The sequence below is a fragment of the Streptomyces sp. NPDC111628 genome, assembly GCF_055635195.1.
Genome location: NZ_JBVKBZ010000004.1, coordinates 394,437 through 414,402, shown reverse-complemented (window position 1 = coordinate 414,402; position 19,966 = coordinate 394,437). Strand labels below are relative to the sequence as shown.

Sequence of the window (19,966 nt, the reverse complement as noted above, 5' to 3'; positions counted from 1 at the left end):
CCAGGTGGCCCACGCCCTGCCCCTCCCCCCGACGGCGCGCGTACGGCGGCTGCCGCCCGTACTGGCCGTGGTCGCGGTCGTCGCGCTGCTCGCGCTGCCGCTCGCCCCGGACGACGGGGGCGGCGCGCACCCGGCCGACGCGGTCTCCGCGCTGGCGGTGCTGTACTGCGCGCTGCGGCTGGTGCGGGACCGGCGGCGCCCCCTGTCCCGTACGGCGGCCGTGGTGCTCGGGCTGCCCGTGCTCGGCCTCGCGGTCGCGGCGGCCGGCGCCCTCTCCCCGGGGGCCGGGCTCACCGGACTCGGCCGGTACCTCCAGGTCTTCGTCCTCGTCCCCGCCGCCGTACTGCTGCTCGTCCGCGACCGGGCCGACGTGCGGCTGCTCACCTGGTCGATGGTGGGGCTGGCCCTGTGGCAGGGGGCGGTCGGCGTGCACCAGTACGTGACCGGGACCGGCGCGTCCTACCAGGGCGAGCGGATCCGGGCAGTGGGCACCTTCGGGCCGCAGGACGTGATGGGGATGGCGACGGTGGTCTCCCTGGGGCTGGTCTGCGCGGTCGGACTGGCCCTCGGCCGGACACCGGTGCGGCACCGTCTCCTCGCCGCCGGGTGCGCGCTCGTCCTGCTGCTGCCGCTGGCCCTGTCGTTCAGCCGCGGGGCGTGGATCGCGACGGCGGTGACGTGCGGGGTGCAGCTGCTGCTCGCGGGGGTACGCCGGGCGCTGGCTGTGGGGGCGGGCGTGGTCGCGGCGGCGGTGGTGCTGGTGGGGGGCTTCGGGGTCGGTACGGCGATGCTCCAGGAGCGGGTCGGCTCCATCACGCAGGTCACGGAGGCCCCCGATCAGTCGGTGACCGACCGGTACACGATGTGGGCGGCGGCGGCCGGGATGTGGCGGGAGCGGCCGCTGACCGGCGTCGGGCTGAAGGGCTTTCCCGAACACCGTGACGCGCACGCCTCCCTGGCGCTGTCGTCGGGCAGCGAGACCGACGGCGCGGGTGCCGGGTACCGCAGGCAGCCGCTGCTGTCGCCGCACAACATGTACCTGCTGGTGCTGGCCGAGCAGGGACTGTTCGGGCTGCTGGCGCTGGCCGGGAGCTGGCTGGCGCTGCTGGTGCTGGGCCTGCGCGGGCTGCGCGCCGCACGCCGGGAGCACGGGGCGGTACCGGACTGCGCGCTGGTCGCCTGCGGGCTGCTGGTGTGGCAGCTGACCGACTTCGCGTACGCCGACATCGGCGGGCCTTCGACCGTGCTGACGGCGGTCTGCTTCGGGCTGGCGGCCTGGTGGGCGCTCGCCTCCCAGACCCGGGAGGTGGCGGGGCGGTGACGGCGCGCGGGGCGAGAGGGGCGGGCGGCGCGAAGGGTACGGGCGGTGCGGTCGAGGACGCCGTCCCACCGGCCCGCACATCCGTGCCGGACGCAAGCACCGCGCGCACAGCCGGTACTGGGACCGCAGCCCCCGCAGCCGCCACAGCAGGCACCGTGGACCACGCACCGCCCATCGGCGCACCGCCCCCGGACACCGCCGCCGTCGCCGCCGTCGCCGCCGTCGAGGAGAGGCGGTCCTCAGGGGGATTCCTCGCCCGCGCCGCCCTCGTGACGGCCGTGCTCTCGGTGGCCGGGTCGGTGCTCGGGCTGGTCCGGGACCAGGCGCTGGCCCGGTTGTTCGGGGCCGGCAGTGAGACGGACGCCTTCCTGGTGGCGTGGACGGTGCCGGAGTTCGCGGCGACGCTGCTGATCGAGGACGGGCTGGCCTTCGCCCTGGTCCCGATGTTCAGCCTGGCGCTGGCCCGCCGTGCCCGGGGCGCCCCCGGCGACCAGGTCCGCGCGCTGGTCGCCTCGACACTGCCCCGGCTGGCCCTGGCCTTCGCCGCCACCGGTGCCCTGGTCGCCGTGGCCGCGCCGGTGCTGGTCAGGACCCTGGCACCGGGGCTGCCCGACCACGCCCTCGCGGTGGACTGCACGCGGCTCACCGCCACCTGCGTCGTCAGCTTCGGGCTCGCCGGGTACTGCAGCGCCGCGCTGCGGGCGCACCGCCGGTTCCTGGCGCCGGCGGCGATCTACGTCGCCTACAACACCGGCATCATCACGGCGATGTTCGTGCTCGGCGGGCGCTGGGGGGTGCGCTCGGCGGCGGTCGGGGTCGCGGTGGGCGGTGTCCTGATGGTGGTGGCGCAACTGCCGTCGCTGCTCGGCCAACTGCGCCGCCGGAGCGGCGGCGAGCGCCCGCCGGGCACCGGGGCCGAGGCGCGTCCCCTCGCCCTCGCCCTGTTCACCACCGTCCTGCTGTTCGCCCTGTGCCGCCAGTCCCAGGTCCTCATCGAGCGCTTCCTCGCCTCCGGGCTCCCCTCCGGGGCCATCTCGCACCTGAACTACGCGCAGAAGGTCGCGCAGATCCCCATGACGCTGTCGCTGATGCTGTGCACGGTCACCTTCCCGGTGGTCGCCCGCGCGCTGGCCGACGGCGACACGGAACGGGCCCGGGACCGGGTCGAGCGGGACGTGGCACTGGCGGCCGCTCTGGTACTCCTCGGCGCGGCCACCGTCGTCGCCTGCGCGCCGCAGATCATCCAACTGCTCTTCCAGCGCGGCGCGTTCACGGCGTCGGACACGGCGGCGACCGCGGGTGTCATGCGTGTGTACGCCCTCGGGCTGCTCGGCCAGACCGTGGTGGGCGCGCTGGCCCGGTCCTACTTCTCCGCGGGCCGCGCCTCCTGGTACCCGTTCGGCGCGATGGGTGTCGGCGTCACCGCCACCGCCGTCGCCGGTGCCGCAGCCGTCGGCCCGTGGGGCGTGACCGGCATCGCCGCCGCCAACGCCGCCGGCATCACCGTCACCGCCGCCCTGCTGCTCGCCGGGACGGGCCCGCGCAGCGTGCCGGTGCGGCTCCGGCGGGTCCTGGGCGACCTGGGCCGGCCCCTGCTGGCGGCGGCCGTGGCGACCGGCGCGGGCGCGCTGGCCGCGGACCGGGTCACCGACGCCGGTGCCGCCGTCTCGGGGGCCGCCCTCGCGCTGGCCGTCGGCGCCGCCACCGTCGGCGGTGTCTTCGCCGTCCTCTGCCTGGCCCTGGGCGTCCGGGGCCCGCGGCCCGTCCGTTTCCTCCACCCCGTCACCCGAAGGCTCCCTCATGGCCGTTTCCGCTTCCGCTTCCGTATCCGCTTCCGGTTCCGCGACCACGACCACGACCACGACGACCGTTGACACCCGCCCCGGCACCGTCCCCTGGATTGCCATGTACCACTCCGTCGGTGACTGCTCGGACGACCCGTACCGCATCACGGTCACGCCCGACCGGCTGGACGCCCAGCTGGGCTGGCTGCGGCGGCGCGGGCTGCGCGGCGTGCCGGTCGGCGAGCTGCTGGCCGCCCGCGCCCGGGGCGGCGGCCGGGACCTGGTGGGGCTGACCTTCGACGACGGGTACGCCGACTTCGTCGAGCACGCCCTGCCGTGTCTGCGGCGCCACGGCTGCGGGGCGACCCTCTTCGTGCTGCCGGGGCGGCTCGGCGGCGTCAACTCCTGGGACCCGCTCGGCCCGCGCAAGCCGCTGCTGACCGCCGACGGCATCCGGCGGGCGGCCGCCGAGGGCGTCGAGATCGGCTCGCACGGTCTCACCCACGTCGACCTCACCACGGCGGACGACGCCGTGCTGAGCGCCGAGACCGCCGGGAGCAGAGCACTGCTCAGGGAGCTGACCGGCGCTCCGGTCACCGGCTTCTGCTATCCGTACGGCACGGTCGACGCCCGCGCCGCCGACGCCGTGCGCGCCGCCGGTCACACCTACGCCTGCGCCATCGACCCCGGCCCGCTGACCGGCCCGTACGCCCTGCCGCGGGTGCACGTGGGTCAGAACGACACACCCGTACGGCTGTTGCTGAAGACCCGGCTGCACCGCCTGCGCCGCCGGGCCGCGGCGGGAGTGTGAGGTGACGGACGTGAAGGCCCTGCACATCATCACGGGTCTCGGCGTCGGCGGCGCCGAGCAGCAGCTGCGGCTGCTCCTGCGTCATCTGCCCGTCGACTGCGACGTCGTGACGCTCACCAACCCCGGCCCGGTCGCCGACGGGCTGCTGGCCGACGGCGTGCACGTCGTCCACCTCGGCATGACCGGCAACCGCGACCTGGCCGCGCTGCCGCGCCTGGCCCGTCTGATCCGCACCGGCGGCTACGACCTGGTGCACACCCACCTCTACCGCGCCTGCCTCTACGGCCGTGTCGCCGCCCGGCTGGCCGGGGTGCGCGCGGTGGTCGCCACCGAACACTCCCTGGGCGACTCCCAGATGGAGGGCCGCCCGCTCACCCCGGGCGTCCGCGCCCTGTACCTGGCCGGGGAGCGCCTCGGCAGCGCCACGGTCGCCGTCTCCCCCACCGTCGCCGGCCGGCTGCGCCGCTGGGGCGTGCCCGCCCCCCGCATCGAGGTGGTGCCCAATGGCATCGACCTGGCCCGCTTCCGCTTCGACCCGGTCCGGCGACTGCGCACCCGGCGCCGCCTCGGCCTGCCCGAGGGCGCGTACGTCGTCGGCGGCGTCGGCCGGCTGGCGGCGGCCAAACGCTTCGACGTCCTGGTCCGGGCCCTGGCCCTGCTCCCGCCCGACTGCTGGCTGCTGCTGGTCGGCGGCGGCCCGGCGGAGCACCTGCTGCGCCGCACCGCCCGCGAGGCCGGGGTCGCCGACCGGGTCCTGCTCACCGGCGAACGCCCCTACCTGCCCGACGGCTCCCCCGGCCCCGACCTGCCGGCCCTCGCCGCCGCGATGGACGTCCTCGCGTCACCGTCGCCGGAGGAGGCCTTCGGCCTGGCCGCCGTGGAGGGGCTCGCGTCGGGGCTGCCGGTGCTGTACGCCTCCTGCCCGGCGATCGAGGACCTGCACCCCGGGGCGGCGCCCACGGCACGGCGGGTCGTCGGCGGCGCCGAGGAGTTCGCGCGCGCCCTCGCCGAGACCCGCGCGTCCCACGGCCCGGTCCCCGGCATGCGCACCGCGCCCGAGGCCGCCCGCCACTACTGCGTCACCCGCAGCGCCGCCCGGCTGATGGACGTGTACGCGACCGCCCTCACCCGACCGCTGCCCCCGCCCCCGCCCGCGTCACCGTCCCCGGCATCCCAGGGAGTCACCCCCGCATGACCGAGCCCCTCACCCAGTCCCCGGCCGCACCCGCGACGGACGACGGGCCCGCACCCCCCGCTCGCCCACGCCGCGTCCGGGCCGCCCTGCGCCGGGTGCCGCGCCGCCTGCGCTCCCTGCCGCCGTGGTCCCCGCTCGCGGCCGGCGTCCTCGTCGGCGGGCTGCTCGGCGCCGGATACGGCCTGCTCACCACCCCGCAGTACACGGCGACCGGTTACGTCGTCGCCGTCCCCGCCGACCAGTCCGACCCGGCGTCCGCGCTGGGCTTCGCGCAGGCCTACGGCCGGGTCGCGACGCAGCTCGCGGTGCTCGGGGACGCCCAGATGTGGGCCGACGTGCCGGTGGCGACCCTGGAGCGGAGCGTGCGCACCGCGACCTCGCCGGACGCGCCGATGGTCTCGGTGACGGCCACCTCCGCCGACCCGGAGGAGGCCGCCGACATGGCCAACGCCGTCGCCCGTGCCCTGACCCGGCACGCGGCGGACTCCGCCGCCGACACCCACGTGGAGCTGCGGCAGTTCGCCCGGGCCACCGAGCCCACCGAGCCGTCCTCGGCGTCCACCGCCGTGACAGCCCTGGTGGGCGCGGGCGCGGGCGGGCTCCTCGGCGGGCTGGCGCTGCTGGTCCGGCCGCGCCGCGCCGCACGGGAGCCCGGCCGCGCGGCGGCGCCGGTACCCGGACCGGCGTCGGCGGCCGACGTCCGCGGCCAGCTGTGACGCACCGCAGGCGGCCGTGTCCGGGCACGCTCCCGCCCGGCCACACCATCGAACTGGTCACCGACGAGGGCGCCTTCGCCGAGCTGGCCCCGCAGTGGCGGCGGCTGTACGACCGGTGCGCGGCCGCGACCCCGTTCCAGAGCCACGCCTGGCTGCTCTCCTGGTGGCGTGCGTACGGTTCGGCCGGGCGGCTGCGCCTGGTGCTGGCCCGCGAGGGCGGTGAACTGGTCGGCGCGGCGCCGCTGACGCTCGTACGGCGCCCGGTTCCGGCGCTGGTGCCGCTGGGCGGGGCGATCTCGGACTACGGGGACGTCCTGCTGGCCGACGAGCGCGGCCCGGACGCGGTGACCGCGCTCGCGGTGGGCGTCGCGGCGGCGGCCCGTACCGCGCTGGTCGACCTGCGCGAGGTACGGCCGGGCGCCGCCGCCGAACGGCTCTACGCACACTGGCACGGGCCCCGGCACCGGCTCGCGGACTCGCTCTGCCTGGAGCTGCCCGCCCTCCCCATGGACGAGCTGGTCGCCCGGCTGCCGTCGGCCAAGGCCAGGCAGCGGGTCCGCGCCCAGCTGCGCCGCCTGGACGCGCTCGGTGTCAAGGGCCGCCCCGTCCTGCCCGACGAGGCGGAGGCGGCGCTGCGCCGGCTCCTGGACCTGCACCGGTTGCAGTGGCGGGGGCGGAAGGTCACCGGCGAGCACCTGCGGACCCGCTTCCGCGAGCACCTGGTGCGGGCGGTGGGGCCGATGGTGCGGACCGGGGACGCGGTGGTCACCGAGTTCCGGATGGCCGACGAGGTGGTGGCCGTGGACGTGACGCTGCTGTCCCGCCGGCTGGCCGGGGGCTATCTGTACGGCGCGCATCCCCGGCTGCGGGAGCGGAAGGCGGACGTGGCGGTGATGCTGCTGGACACGTGCGCCGAGTACGCCCGCGCGCCGGGGCGCGGCACGCTCAGCCTGCTGCGCGGCAACGAGCCGTACAAGCACCACTGGCGCCCGGAGCCGGTGCCGAACCAGCGGCTGCTGCTGGCCCGCCGCCGCACGGCCCCGCTGCTGGCGGCGGCGCTGGCCGACGCCGCCGCCCGACGGCGGGGCAAGGAGCTGCTGCGGCGGCGGGCGGAGCGGAGGGACCGTGACGGTGGCGGCACCTGACCGGGCCGGCCGCCACCGCGGCACCCTCCGCACGCCGCTACTCGTCCCGCTGTTTGTCCCGCGCGTACCAGTCCAAACGCATGCACAGCTTCCCGCCGAGCCAGTACTCGACCCAGTCGCCCAGCTCCAGCGGCGAGCAGCCGGCCGGGGGCTCGGGCACGGTGGACGGCACCGGGGGCACGGGCGGCGCGGTGGGAGTCGTGGGCGGGGTGGGGGTGGTGGGCTCCGTGGGTGTCGGGGCCGTCGGTGCGGGCTCGTCGGTGCGGCCGAAGAGCACGGACCGGTAGACGGCCGTGGAGCGGGGATTGTCGTCGCACTGCCACACGCCGTGCGGGCAGTAGTCGGTGACCGTGTTGTACACGGGTTTGTGCTCGTCCATCCAGGCGAGCATGCGCCGCATGTAGGCGGCGTTGTCGCCGTTGCGGAACAGTCCCCATTCCGGGTAGGAGACTGGCTTGCCGTGCGCCTTCGCGAAGTCCACGTGCGCCTGGAGCCCGTACGGCTCCTTCACCTGTTCGTCGAACGACATCCCGCGCGGCTGGTCGTAGGAGTCCATGCCGATGATGTCCACGGTGGCGTCGCCGGGATAGCACTGGGTCCAGGGCACCGCGTCCCGGCCGCGGCTCGGCGCGAAGTCGAACCGGAACTTCTGCCCGGGCACCGCGCGCATGGTGGTGACGATCCGGTTCCAGTACGTCTTCCACGCCTCGGGGTCCGGTCCGCAGCGGTGGGTGTAGGTGGTGCCGTTCATCTCCCAGCCGAGCACCAGGACCGTGTCCGGCACCTTGAGGGCGACCAGGCGTTCGGCGAGGGCGCGGAAGTGGTGGTCGAAGCGTCCGGCGGCGCCCTGGCGCAGCAGGTCGCGCACCTCGTCGTCGTCGACGTGCTCCTCGTTGCGCTCCATCATGGGCACATTGAGGACGAGCATCCGGTCGGCCTTGCGGGTGCGCCAGTCGGCCCACACGTCGAGGAAGCCGGGGGCGCCCTCGATGTTGCTCCAGCGGTCGCCGGGCAGGTAGGTGTGGCCGACGCGCAGTTCGGCGCCGCCCAGCCAGTGGCTCAGCGCGGCCATCCGGGCCACGCCGCGGGGCCCGTAGTCGAGGTAGGCGCCGAAGGCGGGTGTCTTCGCCGCGGCCCCGGCCGCCGGGGCTCCGGGCGCCGGGGCCGCGGGCGCGGGTGCCGGCGGGGTCGGTTCGGCGGCGGCCGTGGAGCCCGCCGCGGCCACCAGCGCCGCCGCCGCGACCGCCGCCGCGACGCCTGCCGGCCGCCTGGACCGGTTCCGTGACTGCCGTACGGGCATACCGGCTCCTTTCCTCGCCGTGAATTCCGCTTACTTACTGACACCCAGTCATATGAGTCGTCATCACGCCACCGCCGTTACGGCTTTCGAGTGCGCCGATCGCCCGCACCGGTGAACCGATCCGAAGACGAAGGAAGTCTCCCGTGTCGCTGTTCGACACCCGTGTCCCCGCCGTTCTGCTGCGGATCGACCGGAATCCCTTTCACCACGGCACGCTGGGCGCCGTGCGCTCGCTCGGCCGTGCGGGGGTGGACGTGCACGTGGTCGCCGACTGCGCGCAGAGCCCCGTCCGCGCCTCCCGTTACCTGAGCGGGCTGCACACCCCGCCGCCGCCCGGCGCGCCGCCCGCCGAGATCGCGGCGGCGCTGCGCCGCGTCGCCGCGCGGATCGCGCGGCCCGCCGTGCTGATTCCGATGGACGACGCGTGTGCCGTGGCGGTGGGCCGGGCGCGGGCGGAGCTGGCCCACCTGTATCTGCTGCCCGACCAGCCGGGCGAGCTGCCCGCCCGCGTGGCCGACAAGGCCGAACTGGCCGGTGTGTGCGCGTCGCTGGACGTCCCGCACCCCGAGACGCTGGTCCCGGACGGCGCGGCGGAGGCGGCGCGTGCGGCGTGGCGGCTGGGCCTGCCGGTGGTGGCGAAGTGGAGCCGCCCCTGGCTGGTGCCCCCGGGCGGCGGGCTGCGCAGCACGGTGCTGGTGCGCTCGGCGCGGGAGGCCGGGGAGCTGTACCTGCGGGCCGAGGAGGCGGGCAGCAGGCTGCTGCTCCAGGCGTTCCTGCCGCCGGGCCCCGACCGGGACTGGTTCTTCCACGGGTACGCCGACCGCTTCGGCGCGGTCCGGGCGGGCGGTCCCGGCCGCAAGACGCGGGCCAGGCCGCGCGGCGCCGGTCTGACGGCGGTGGGCCGCTGGACGCCGAACCCGCAGGTGCAGGCGCTCGCCGAGCGGGTCACCGCGGAGCTGGGCTACCGGGGCGTCTTCGACCTCGACTTCCGTCGCTGCGGCACGACGGGCCGCTACCACCTGCTCGATTTCAATCCGCGTCCCGGCGCCCAGTTCCGGCTCTTCGCCGACACCGCCGGACTGGACGTCGTACGGGCCCTGCACCTGGACCTGACCCACCGGCCGCTGCCGCAGGGGGCGCCGCGGCCGGGGCGGGCGTTCGTGGTGGAGAACTACGCGCCACTGAGCGCGCTGCGTCCGGCCCACGAGGCTCACGGGGGGCGCGAGCTGGCCTGGCACGCCCGGGACGACCGGGCGCCGGGCCGGGCGCTGTGGGCCCTGTGGGGCCGCCACGTGAGCGCCCGGCTGCGGGACCGCCTGCACCGGGGCGGCACCCGGCCGGGCACCTCCGCGCCGGCCGGCGCCCGCGTCGTACGCCAGGCCTCCGCCCCACCGGCGGACCACGCCGACCGCCCGGACGAGGACCGGGCGCCCAGCCGCTGAGCCGCCCGCGCACCCGGGGCGGAGGGGACGACGACGCCCCCGGTGGCCCGTGCGGGCCGGCCGGGGGCGTCGGGGTGGCGGGTGAGGTCAGCGGCCGGTGAGGGCGCGGCCCCTGCGGTACAGGATCGCTCCGCCCGCGATCAGCACGGCACCGGCGGCCGCGGCGCCCAGCGTGCCCTCACTGCCGGTCTCGGCCAGGACGGGCGGCTGCTCCGTCTGGGGAGCCGGCGGGGTGTGCTCCTCCTCGGACGGCGGCGGGGGCTCCTCCTCGCCGTAGGACGGCGGCGGCTCCTCGTGGGTGGGCGGCGGGGGCTCCTCCTCGCCGTAGCCGGGCGGCGTCGTGGGGGGCGGCGGCTCCTCCTCGCCGTAGCCGGGGGGCTCCTCCGCCTCGTTCTCGCACTCGTTGCCGAAGACCGGGTTCAGCGCCGCGATCACGTCGACGGTGTTGCCGCAGAGGTTGACCGGCACGTCGACCGGAACCTGTGCGTTGTTGCCGGAACCGACGCCGGGTGAGCCCTCGGTCGCGCCGTCCGCGTGGGAACCGGACGACGAGGCCGAAGTCGAGGACGAGGACGAGGACGAGGCGTCCGACGCTTCCTCGCCGTACCCGCCGCCGCTGCCGTCGGTCTTCTCGTCCGAGGTGTTCTCGCACTCGTTGCCGAAGGCCGGGTTCAGGGCGGCGATCACGTCGACGGTGTTGCCGCAGGCGTTCACGGGCACGTCTACCGGGACCTGGAGGGCGTTGCCGGACACGGCGCCCGGCGAGTTCGTGGCGGCCCCGTCCGCATGCGAGTCGGCAAGGGCGGGGCTGCCGCACAGGGAAAGGATGCCCGTCGCGGCGGCAGCCGCGACCATCCCCCTGCTCAGGGTCTGTCGCACTCTGGTTGTCTTCCTGCTTGGAGAGATGAGAGATGAGAGATGACCGGAGAACGCTCCGGGGGGGGACGGGCTGCAGAAAGGGGAAAAGCCGGCCCCGAACCAAACGAGTTGGCCAAGGCCGGCCGTGACGCAGCCGGTCGGTGCGGAACGACGTCAGTCGTTCTCGCACTCGTTGCCGAACGCCGGGTTCAGCAGACCAACGACGTTGATGCTGTTGCCGCACACGTTGACGGGAACGTGCACGGGAACCTGGATGACGTTGCCGGACAGGACGCCCGGGGAGCCTACGGCGGCACCCTCGGCGCCGGCGTCGGCGAAGGCCGGGGCGGCCATGCCGAGGGCCATGATCGCGCCCGCGACGACAGCAGCGCTCTTCTTCATGAACTTTCCCTTCTCTGCGGTCATGCCTGAATGACGGCCGAAACCGCGCGAGCACAGCATTGACGGCTCGCACCATGACCTGCAGCCTGCAAACGAGGAATTGACGGCCGGAGAAACTACCGAACGTGGGACACCCCGAAATTCACTCGGATGCCTCACGATCCGGTCCGGCCGTTCCCCCAGGAGAGCGACGACGTCGTTCCGCTCCCCGGCGAAATCCCGTCCCGTTCACGGCCGGGCGGCCCACGCGGAAGTCAGCGGGCCGCCCGTACCGGGCTGGGCTGGGCTCAGCGGCCCTCGCCGTTCGCCGACAGCACCGACAGGTCCTCGAGGACGTGCGACAGGGCGCCGTCACGCTTGGCCTGCGTGGAGTTGTCCGCGCACTGCTGGTTCAGGTCGTCCGCCAGGACGTTGATGTCCTGGATCGGGACGAGGTTGATGACGGCGACGTTGACGTCCTCGACACCGAGGCACGGCTTGTTCAGCGTGCCCTCGACCAGCGACAGCTGGGGGCTCATGTCGCCCTTGGTGGCCGAGTTGCCGAACGCCGAGGTGGCGCCGTTGCCGTTGGCCACGGCCGGCCCGTTGTCGTCCCCGATGGCCAGGGCCTGGGGAGCGGCGGCAGCCGACATGCCGATCACAGAAGCGGCAGCCGCCGCGGCGACCATTGCCTTCTTGAGCACTTCGCGTTCCTTTCGTCGTAGCGACGCACTGTCCTACGGCCTCATCAACCCGGTGCGCGATGATTGGTTGCGGGCGTTCACCCGGTTGGCCCGCACGGGATCTCAAAAACGCCGCAAAAATCCCCGGAATCCCCGGGGAAACGCGGACCCGTACACATTTCCCGTTGTCCGCCGACGGAGTGAACGGGAGAAACCCGACCGGACCCACGGAGTTGACCAGTGAGCTCCGGTGGACGGGGTTTCCTCAGAAAGGACTGGCCAGTGATCAAGAAGGTAGTTGCCTACGCGGCGATCGCCGCCTCCGTCATGGGTGCCTCCGCTGCCGCGGCCCCGCAGGCGATGGCGATCGGCGACGACAGCGGGCCCGTCTCTGCCAACGGGAACGGCGCCTCGCAGTACTTCGGCAACTCGATGACCACGGGCAACATGAGCCCGCAGATGGCGCTCATCCAGGGCTCGTTCAACAAGCCGTGCATCGCGGTCAGCGACATCCCGGTCAGCGTCATCGGTCTGGTGCCGATCCAGGACCTCAACGTCCTGGGCGACGACATGAACCAGCAGTGCGCCGAGAACTCGACGCAGGCCAAGCGCGACGGTGCGCTGGCCCACCTCCTGGAGGACGTCTCGATCCTGTCCTCCAACGGCGAGGGCTGACATCGCCCGAGGGCGGGCCGCCGAGCACATCGGCGGCCCGCCCTTTCGCATGCCCGGGGCGCCGGGTCGCGGATCAGCGGCCCGGCGTCGCGTACAGCGCTTCGATCTCGTCCGCGTACGCCGCGACGGCCGCGTGCCGCTTCACCTTCAGGGACGGGGTCAGCAGGCCGTTCTCCTCGGTGAACTCGCCCTCGACCAGCCGGAAGGCGCGGATCGACTCGGCCCGGGAGACGGCCGCGTTGGCGTGGTCCACGGCCTTCTGGACGTCCGCGCGCATCCTGTCGTCCCGTACGACCTCGGACATCGGCGTCTGCGCGGGAAGCCCGCGCACCGCCAGCCAGTGGGCGACGGCGTCCGGGTCGAGGGTGATCAGGGCGGCGACGAAGGGCCGGTTGTCGCCGACGACCAGGCACTGGGCGACCGGCGGGCGGCTGCGAAGGCGGTCCTCCAGGACGGCCGGGGAGACGTTCTTGCCGCCGGAGGTGACCAGGAGGTCCTTCTTGCGTCCGGTGATGGTGAGGTAGCCGTCCGCGTCGAGGGAGCCGAGGTCGCCGGTGGCGAACCAGCCGTCGGTGAGGGCCGCGTCGGTGGCCTCGGGGTTGCCCCGGTAGGCGCCGAAGACGATGCCGCCCTTGACGAGCACCTCGCCGTCGTCGGCGATGCGCACGGCGGTGCCGGGGACCGGCGGGCCGACGGTGCCGGGGCGGGGGCCGAGCGGCGGGACGATGGTGGCGGCCGCGGTGGTCTCGGTCAGGCCGTAGCCCTCGTAGATCATGATTCCGGCGGCGTAGAAGAACAGGTTGAGTTCGCGCTCCAGCGGGGAGCCGCCGCTGATGGCGTAGCGCATCCGGCCGCCCAGTTCCTTTCGGACCCGGCGGTAGACCAGCAGGTCGTACAGGGCCCAGCCGGCCCACAGGCCGGGGGTGGGGCCCTTGCCGCGGCGGAGGAAGCGGTCGAGGTGGGCGGCGCCGAAGCGGACGGCGAGGCGGTGGGCGCGTTCGAAGGAGGCGCCGCGGCCGATCTTCTCGGCGGTGGCCCGGCCGGTGTCGTGGATCTTCTCGAACAGGTACGGGACGCCGACCAGGAAGGTCGGGCGGAACGACTTGAGCGCGGGGCGCAGTTCGTCCGGTTTGATGCTCGGGAAGTGGCCGACCTCGATGCGGGCCAGCAGGCAGGAGATCTGGATGGTGCGGCCCAGGATGTGGGCCAGCGGCAGGAAGAGGAGGGTCGATGCGGTCTGGCCGGTGACCTCCTTGAAGATCGGGTGCAGCAGCTCGACCGTGTTGGCGGCCTCGGCGTGCAGGTTGGCGTGGGTGAGGACGCAGCCCTTGGGGCGGCCGGTGGTGCCGGAGGTGTAGCAGACGGTGGCGACCGTGTCCGGGGTCAGCGCGGTGCGGCGCTTGGTGACCTCTTCGTCGCTCACGCCCCGGCCGAGGGCGGTGAGGTCGGCGAGCGCGCCGGCGTCCAGTTCCCAGACGCGCGGGCCCTCGGGGTGGTCGGCGGTGCCGGCCCGGACGGTGGCGGTGTTGGCGGCGGTCTCGGTGACGGCGTACCGGGCGCCCGAGTCGCGGACGATCCACTCGACCTGGTCGGCCGAGGAGGTGGGGTACACCGGGACGGTCTGGCCGCCGGCCGCCCAGATCGCGAAGTCCAGGACCGTCCACTCGTAGCGGGTGCGGGACATGACGGCGACCCGGCCGCCGGGTTCCAGACCGGCGGCGATCAGGCCCTTGGCCACTTCGGTGACCTCGCGGGCGAACCCCTCGGCGGTGACGGGCCGCCAGGCGCCGTCCACCTCGCGGCGCAGGACGACGGCGCCGGGGGCCTCGGCGGCGTTGGTGAACGGGATGTCGGCGGTGCTGCCCGTGGCGGGGCGGGACGCCAGGGCTGCGGTGCGGGCCTCGCGGACGGTGCCGTCCGCGTCCCTGACGGTCTCGGTCCTGGTGCGGGACGCCAGGTCGCCGCTCTCTCTCGCCCGTTTCAGGTCCCTGCGTACGCCCATGACGGCTCCCGGTCGCGGTCGGACTGCTGCGCTGTCGCGTGTACTCGGCTGCGAACTCGCCTGCGAACTTACTTCGGAGTAAACTTACTCACGCGTAAGGAAACGTCAATGGGCGCACCCACCCCGCGGGTCAGGCCAGCCGGTTGGCGTCCTCGATCGCCTCGGCCAGTTCGCGCAGGTCCGCGTTCTCCGTGCGGTCCGCCAGGCCGTCGGCCCGCTCGGAGAGTTCGGACAGGCCCGGTGCGCCCGGCAGGGAGCCGCCGTCGCCGCCCGGGGACCGGAGCGCGTCGGCGAAGTAGGCCGCGGTCGCCGTGACCCGCAGCCCGCGGCCCGACTCCCAGACGGAGTCGTCGAGGGCGTCGCTCTCCACGTCGCCGGACTCCTCGTGCGGGGTGCGGCTGTCGGGGTCGAGCCAGCGGACGGTGGCCGTGGCGAGGTGGCCGTCGGCGCCCGGCCTGGTGCGGACGGCGTACAGGGCGGTGACCGTGTGGCCGGGGCCGACCTCGCCGCCGTCGACGCGGTCGTCGCGGAAGTCCTCGTCGGCGACCTGGCGGTTGTCGTAGCCGACGAGGCGGAACTCGGCGACGGTCTCCGGGTCGAAGGCCACCTGGGCCTTGGCGTCGCGCGCGGTCAGCTCGATGTGGCGCGGGAGCTGCTCGCAGAAGACCTCGCGGGCGTCCTCGCTGGTGGAGACGTAGGTGGTGTGGCCGTCGCCCTTGTCGGCGAGGCGTTCCATCAGGGCGTCGCCGTAGTCGCTGCCGACACCGACGCCGAAGAGGGTGATGCCGTGCTCGCGGCGCTCGGTGGCGATGCGTTCGAGGATGGTGTCCGCGTCGGTGTCGCCGGTGTTGGCGAGGGCGTCGGAGACGAGGACGACACGGTTGGTGACGCCCTCGCGGCGGCCCTCGACGGCGGTCTCGTAGCCGGTCTCCATGCCCGCGCCGAGGTTGGTGGAGTCGGTCGGCTCCAGGCCGTCGATCGCGTCGTGCACGCGGCCGCGGTGGTCGCCGAGCCGGGTCATGGGCAGGACCGTCTCGGCCTCGTCGCTGAAGGTGACGATGGCCACCGAGTCGTCGTCGCGGAGCCGGTCGGTCATGGTGCCGAGGGCCTCCTGGGCGAGGTCGAGGCGGCCGGGTTCGCCCATGGAGCCGGAGATGTCGATGACGAAGGTCAGGGCGGCCGGCGGGCGTTCGCTCTGCCGCTCGGCGGTGCGGGTGGCGAGGCCGACGCGGACCAGCGACCAGTCCTCGTCGTCGGTGCGGGCGCCGTCCACGGTCACCGAGAAGCCGTCGCCGTCGGGCCGGTCGTAGTCCTGGCGGAAGCTGTTGACGAACTCCTCGGGGCGGACCGTGGCCGGGTCGGGCAGCCGGCCCTCGGACAGGGTGCGGCGGGCGTAGCCGTAGGAGGCGGTGTCGACGTCGAGGGCGAAGGTGGACAGGTAGTCGGGGTCGGGCGCGATCTCGCGGGAGTCGCCGTTCTTCTCGCCCTCGTCTCCCTCGGGGGTGCTCGTGCCGCCGTCGTAGCGCTGCTCGCCCTCGCCGCGCGGGCGGTCGGGTGCGGGCATCGGGGCCGAGCCGCCCCGCGAGTCGGCCGCGGTGTCCTTCGCCCCGTTCGACCCGTCGTCCGTCCCGCCGCAGCCGGTGAGCAGCAGCCCGCCCGCCAGGGTGAGCGCGAGCAGTGCGGTCGTGCCGCGCCGCCCCCGCTTCCCATCGGTCCCGTACCGGTTCATCGTCCGTCCCCCTGTGCTTGTTCGGCGCCGGTGTACGTGACTGTGACGGGGCGGCGGCGCGAAACGTGCGGCACGGGGTGTTACGGCTGTGTCTCGAAGCGGGCACGGGGGCGGCCCGCCGAGACCGGTGGGTGATCCTCCGTTGACCTAGGACACGATGTCCTTGCGGGCGAAACCCCGGAAGGCCAGGGCGAACAGCACCAGCGCGTACGTTACCGAGACGGCCGTGCCCTGGATCATGCCCGACCACTCCGGGTTCGGCTGGACGGCGTCCGCCCAGGCGAACTGCCAGTGCGCGGGCAGGAAGTCGCGCCAGTGGCCGAGCGCGGTCACGGCGTCCAGGACGTTGCCGACGATGGTGAGGCCGACGGCGCCGCCAACCGCGCCCAGCGGTGCGTCGGTCCTGGTCGACAGCCAGAACGCGAGCCCCGCGGTGACCAGTTGGGACACGAAGATGTACGCGACGACCACCACCAGGCGCTGGGCGGCCGTGCCCGGGGCGAGCGAACCGCCGGTGGGGATGGCCAGCGGCCCCCAGCCGTAGGCGACCGTGCCCACGGCCAGCGCCACCAGCGGCAGCAGCACCATCGCGGCCAGGCTCAGCCCCAGCCCGACGGCCAGCTTGGACGCCAGCAGCCGGGCGCGCGGCACCGGCGCGGCGAGCAGGTAGCGCAGGGAGGACCAGCTCGCCTCGGAGGCCACGGTGTCCCCGCAGAACAGGGCGACCGGGACGACCAGCAGGAAGCCCGCCGACACGAAGAGGTTGACGGCGGCGAAGTTGGCGCCGGAGGCGGTGGCGGTGTCCATCAGGGTGATGCGGTCGCCGGGGCCCTCCGGCTCGCCGCCGATCGCGAAGGCGACGACGAGCACGAACGGCAGCACGGCGAGGATCGCGCCCATGACCAGGGTGCGGCGCCGCTTGAGCTGGCGCACCAGCTCCACCCGCAGGGGCAGCGTGCGGCCCGCCCGGTAGCCGTACGCGGACTCCGACGCGGACGCCGCTTCGGGCGCGGGCCCGGGCGTCGCCGACTTGGTGGGCGTGCTCATGCGGAACCTCCGATCAGGGTGAGGAAGGCGTCCTCCAGGCGGCGGTGCGGGCCGACCGACGCCACGGGGATCTCCAGCCGGACCAGTTCGGCGACCAGGCCGGGCGCCGTGCCGCCGGGGTCGAGGCGGACCAGGAGCCCGTCGTCGGTGTGCACGACCGAGGCGACGCCGGGCAGGGCGGCGACCTTGTCCACGAGCGGTTCGTCCACCGGCAGGCCGGTGCCGACCAGGAGGGTGTCGCCGGAGCCGATGATCTCGGCGACCGGGCCCGCCTGGACCAGCCGGCCCCGGTCCATGACCACGAGGTGGGTGCAGGACTGCTCGACCTCGGCCAGCAGGTGACTGGAGACGATCACGGTGCGCCCGGCCGCCGCGTAGCGGATCATCACCTCGCGCATCTCGCGGATCTGCGGCGGGTCCAGGCCGTTGGTCGGCTCGTCGAGGATGAGGAGGTCGGGCAGGCCGAGCATGGCCTGGGCGATGGCGAGGCGCTGGCGCATTCCCTGGGAGTAGGTGCGCACCGCGCGGGCGAGCGCGTCGCCGAGACCGGCGATCTCCAAGGCCTCGTCGAGGTGGGCGTCCTCGGGCGGGCGGCCGGTCGCCCGCCAGTACAGCTCCAGGTTCTCCCGGCCGGACAGGTGCGGCAGGAAGCCCGCGCCCTCGACGAAGGCGCCGACCCGGGACAGCACCGGGGCGCCGGGGCGGATGGCGTGGCCGAAGACCCGGATCTCGCCGTCGTCCGGCTTGATCAGGCCCATCAGCATCCGCAGGGTGGTCGTCTTGCCCGCGCCGTTGGGCCCGAGCAGGCCGAGCACCTGCCCCTTCTCCACGCGGAAGGACAGCTCCCGCACCGCGTACCGCTCGCTGGACCCGGCGTAGCGCTTGCTCAGGCCGGTGATCTGCAGGGGTACGTCGGCGAGGGCCGGGTCGGGTGCCGGTGCGGCGGTGCGGCGGCGGCCGGTCCACAGCAGGGCCAGGGCGACGGCGGCACCGGCCAGCGGCAGCCACCACACCCACTCGGGCAGCGGCGCGGCGGCGGTCGTCACGCCGGGGGCGGTCGGCACCTCCAGGTCGCCCTTGAGGGAGACGGTGTACGTCGCCGGGGCGGCCGGGGAGGCGTAGCCGAGGTCGGTGGAGGCGAGGACCAGGCGCAGCCGGTGGCCCTTCTGCACCTCGTGGTCGATCGCCGGGAGGGTGACCGTGACGTCCTTGCCCGCCTTCGCGTCCTCGACGCGGACGGGGGTCACCAGCTGCGACGGGAGCACGGGCGAGGTGCCGCCGGGGCCGACGTCGTACACCTTGGCGAAGAGGACGGCGTCCTCGGTGGTGGAGCGGACGTGGACGGTGGCCGTCGGGGAACCGGTGATCCGCAGGTCGTCGCCGACCGGGGCGGACTCGAACGCGGCGTACTGGCCGGGGAAGTCCAGGGAGACGCCGACGCCGAGCGAGGAGAGCTGGGAGAGCCCTCCGGCGCCGCCGATGCCGGGGAGGGCGGAGACGGCGGGCGGGTTGGCTCCGGCGGGGTTGTCGACGCTCTGCTCGCGGCCGCGCAGGGGCACGGAGCGCTGCCCGTTCGCCAGGCCCGGGTAGTGGTCGGCGCTCGCGCCGCGCAACTGGGCCTGTCCGTCGGTGGAGTCGACGCCTCCGGTGCGGGTGACGCGGAAGGCCGGGCCGGTACCGGCGCCCTCGTCGTCCTTGAGGTAGCGGTCGAACCAGGCGTCGATGCGTGCCTGGACGCGGTCGTTCTCCAGGTCGCCGCCGTCGTGGCCGCCCGCGATCCAGTCGACGTCCACGGGTGCGCCGTTGGCCCGGATCGCCTTCGCCGCGGCGTCGGCCTGGCCGAGCGGGAAGAGGGAGTCGGTCTGGCCCTGCGTCAGCAGCGTGGGCACCTTGATGCGCGCGCCCACCGCCTGCGGGCTGCGCTCCTCGAGGAGCTTCACGGCCTCGGCGTCGGGCGTGCCCGACTCGGCGACCCGCTGGTACATGCGGCACAGGTCCGCCTCGAACCGGTCGCAGCCGCCGCCGGAGTTGACGAAGATGCCGGCCCACAGCTTCTTGAAGACGCCGTTCGGGAAGAGCGCGTCCGCCAGGTTCCAGTAGGTGATGGCCGGGGCGACGGCGTCCACCCGGGTGTCGTGCCCGGCGGCGAGCAGCGCGACCGCACCGCCGTAGGAGCCGCCCGCGACGCCCACGCGGGGGTCGCCGTCCTTGTCCAGCTCGACCTGGGGCTGCTCCGCGAGCCAGTCGATCAGCCGGGACACGTCGGCGACCTCGCCGTCCGGCGCGTTCAGCCCGATCTTCCCCGTGGACTTCCCGAAGCCGCGCGCCGACCAGGTCAGGACCGCGTACCCGTCCCGGGCGAGGTCCTCGGCCTGCTCCCGTACGTCGTCCTTGCTGCCGCCGAAGCCGTGCGCCAGCAGGACGGCCGGGCGGCGGCCGCCGGAGCCCGCCGTGAAGTACGAGGTGTCCAGGCGCACGCCGTCGCCCACCGCCATGACCCGGTCGGCACGGCGCACCGGGGCCGGGTCGTCACCGGCGACGGCCGTCCACGTCCCGGCGCCGGCGAGCACGACGACGGCGGCCGCGGCGCAGAGCATCCGCCGCGGCCCCCGTAGCAGCCCTCGCACGCGGGGCAGTCGAAGATCCATGCGTCAACGGTACGGGCCGCCGCCGACAACCGGGGCCGCCCCGGGGCTGAACCGGCGGCCCTCCCACGGAAGTACGGGGCCGCTCCCGCGTACCACGGGCGCGGTAGGCCGGGCGGAGCCCGGCGGACCGGTCAGGGGCCCGGCAGACTGCCGGGCAGCCGGGCAGCCGGGCAGCCGTCACGGCCCTGCGGGCCGTCCCGGCGGGTGGGTGGTCCCGGCCGGTGAGCCG

General features: G+C 74.8%; 16 protein-coding genes. 8 read left to right on the top strand and 8 right to left on the bottom strand.

Annotation, left to right across the window (positions count from 1 at the left end):
• The first annotated feature begins 4 nt into the window (after positions 1-4).
• From ACZ7MF_RS23875 to ACZ7MF_RS23850, 6 genes are all read left to right on the top strand, one after another.
• Positions 5-1,321, top strand: a complete 1,317-nt coding sequence (locus ACZ7MF_RS23875) for an O-antigen ligase family protein (protein ID WP_471479570.1) — start codon at positions 5-7, stop codon at positions 1,319-1,321.
• A gap of 83 nt (positions 1,322-1,404) precedes the next feature.
• The gene (gene murJ / locus ACZ7MF_RS23870; protein ID WP_471479568.1) at positions 1,405-3,195 is read left to right on the top strand and encodes a murein biosynthesis integral membrane protein MurJ; all 1,791 of its coding nucleotides are present in this window, start codon (positions 1,405-1,407) and stop codon (positions 3,193-3,195) included.
• A 31-nt stretch (positions 3,196-3,226) separates the two neighbouring features.
• Complete coding sequence (locus tag ACZ7MF_RS23865; RefSeq protein WP_471479566.1) at positions 3,227-3,916, top strand: polysaccharide deacetylase family protein; 690 nt, start codon at positions 3,227-3,229, stop codon at positions 3,914-3,916.
• Between the two features lie 10 nt (positions 3,917-3,926).
• Positions 3,927-5,111: a glycosyltransferase gene (locus ACZ7MF_RS23860; protein ID WP_471480102.1), complete on the top strand. Its 1,185-nt coding sequence runs from the start codon at positions 3,927-3,929 to the stop codon at positions 5,109-5,111.
• The gene (locus ACZ7MF_RS23855) at positions 5,108-5,827 is read left to right on the top strand and encodes a YveK family protein (protein WP_471479564.1); all 720 of its coding nucleotides are present in this window, start codon (positions 5,108-5,110) and stop codon (positions 5,825-5,827) included. The genes ACZ7MF_RS23860 and ACZ7MF_RS23855 overlap by 4 nt, the downstream gene beginning before the upstream one ends.
• Entirely contained in the window at positions 5,824-6,972 is a 1,149-nt protein-coding gene (locus tag ACZ7MF_RS23850; RefSeq protein ID WP_471479562.1) for a GNAT family N-acetyltransferase, read from the top strand. Before ACZ7MF_RS23855 ends, ACZ7MF_RS23850 begins: the two co-directional genes overlap by 4 nt.
• Positions 6,973-7,009: 37 nt before the next feature.
• Here ACZ7MF_RS23850 and ACZ7MF_RS23845 read toward each other — a convergent pair whose 3' ends face one another.
• Entirely contained in the window at positions 7,010-8,272 is a 1,263-nt protein-coding gene (locus ACZ7MF_RS23845) for a glycoside hydrolase family 26 protein (protein ID WP_471479560.1), read from the bottom strand.
• A gap of 143 nt (positions 8,273-8,415) precedes the next feature.
• Between ACZ7MF_RS23845 and ACZ7MF_RS23840 the strand changes: the two genes are divergently transcribed.
• Positions 8,416-9,714 (top strand): carboxylate--amine ligase, encoded by a 1,299-nt coding sequence (locus ACZ7MF_RS23840; RefSeq protein WP_471479558.1) that lies wholly within the window; start codon positions 8,416-8,418, stop codon positions 9,712-9,714.
• An 87-nt stretch (positions 9,715-9,801) separates the two neighbouring features.
• On the opposite strand, the gene chpA is transcribed toward ACZ7MF_RS23840, so the two are convergent.
• The 3 genes from chpA to rdlA form a co-directional block, all read right to left on the bottom strand.
• Positions 9,802-10,593, bottom strand: a complete 792-nt coding sequence (chpA, locus tag ACZ7MF_RS23835) for an LAXTG-anchored chaplin ChpA (protein ID WP_471479556.1) — start codon at positions 10,591-10,593, stop codon at positions 9,802-9,804.
• Positions 10,594-10,746: 153 nt separating this feature from the next.
• On the bottom strand, positions 10,747-10,974 hold the full coding sequence (chpD, locus tag ACZ7MF_RS23830) for a chaplin ChpD (protein WP_064727947.1): 228 nt from the start codon (positions 10,972-10,974) through the stop codon (positions 10,747-10,749).
• A 287-nt stretch (positions 10,975-11,261) separates the two neighbouring features.
• A complete protein-coding gene (rdlA, locus tag ACZ7MF_RS23825) occupies positions 11,262-11,657 on the bottom strand; it encodes a rodlin RdlA (RefSeq protein ID WP_352370135.1) in 396 nt (131 codons plus the stop codon).
• 261 nt (positions 11,658-11,918) lie between these two features.
• On the opposite strand from rdlA, the gene rdlB reads away from it, so the two are divergent.
• On the top strand, positions 11,919-12,311 hold the full coding sequence (gene rdlB / locus ACZ7MF_RS23820; protein WP_164271876.1) for a rodlin RdlB: 393 nt from the start codon (positions 11,919-11,921) through the stop codon (positions 12,309-12,311).
• A gap of 73 nt (positions 12,312-12,384) precedes the next feature.
• Here rdlB and ACZ7MF_RS23815 read toward each other — a convergent pair whose 3' ends face one another.
• The 4 genes from ACZ7MF_RS23815 to ACZ7MF_RS23800 all read right to left on the bottom strand — a co-directional run bounded on the left by ACZ7MF_RS23815 (position 12,385) and on the right by ACZ7MF_RS23800 (position 19,737).
• Positions 12,385-14,313 (bottom strand): AMP-dependent synthetase/ligase, encoded by a 1,929-nt coding sequence (locus ACZ7MF_RS23815; RefSeq protein ID WP_471479553.1) that lies wholly within the window; start codon positions 14,311-14,313, stop codon positions 12,385-12,387.
• Positions 14,314-14,443: 130 nt separating this feature from the next.
• Positions 14,444-16,042 (bottom strand): vWA domain-containing protein, encoded by a 1,599-nt coding sequence (locus ACZ7MF_RS23810; protein WP_471479551.1) that lies wholly within the window; start codon positions 16,040-16,042, stop codon positions 14,444-14,446.
• 147 nt (positions 16,043-16,189) lie between these two features.
• Positions 16,190-17,089, bottom strand: coding sequence for an ABC transporter permease (locus ACZ7MF_RS23805; RefSeq protein WP_471479549.1), 900 nt, complete (start codon positions 17,087-17,089; stop codon positions 16,190-16,192).
• Complete coding sequence (locus ACZ7MF_RS23800; RefSeq protein WP_471479547.1) at positions 17,086-19,737, bottom strand: CocE/NonD family hydrolase; 2,652 nt, start codon at positions 19,735-19,737, stop codon at positions 17,086-17,088. Before ACZ7MF_RS23800 ends, ACZ7MF_RS23805 begins: the two co-directional genes overlap by 4 nt.
• Between the last annotated feature and the right edge of the window lie 229 nt (positions 19,738-19,966).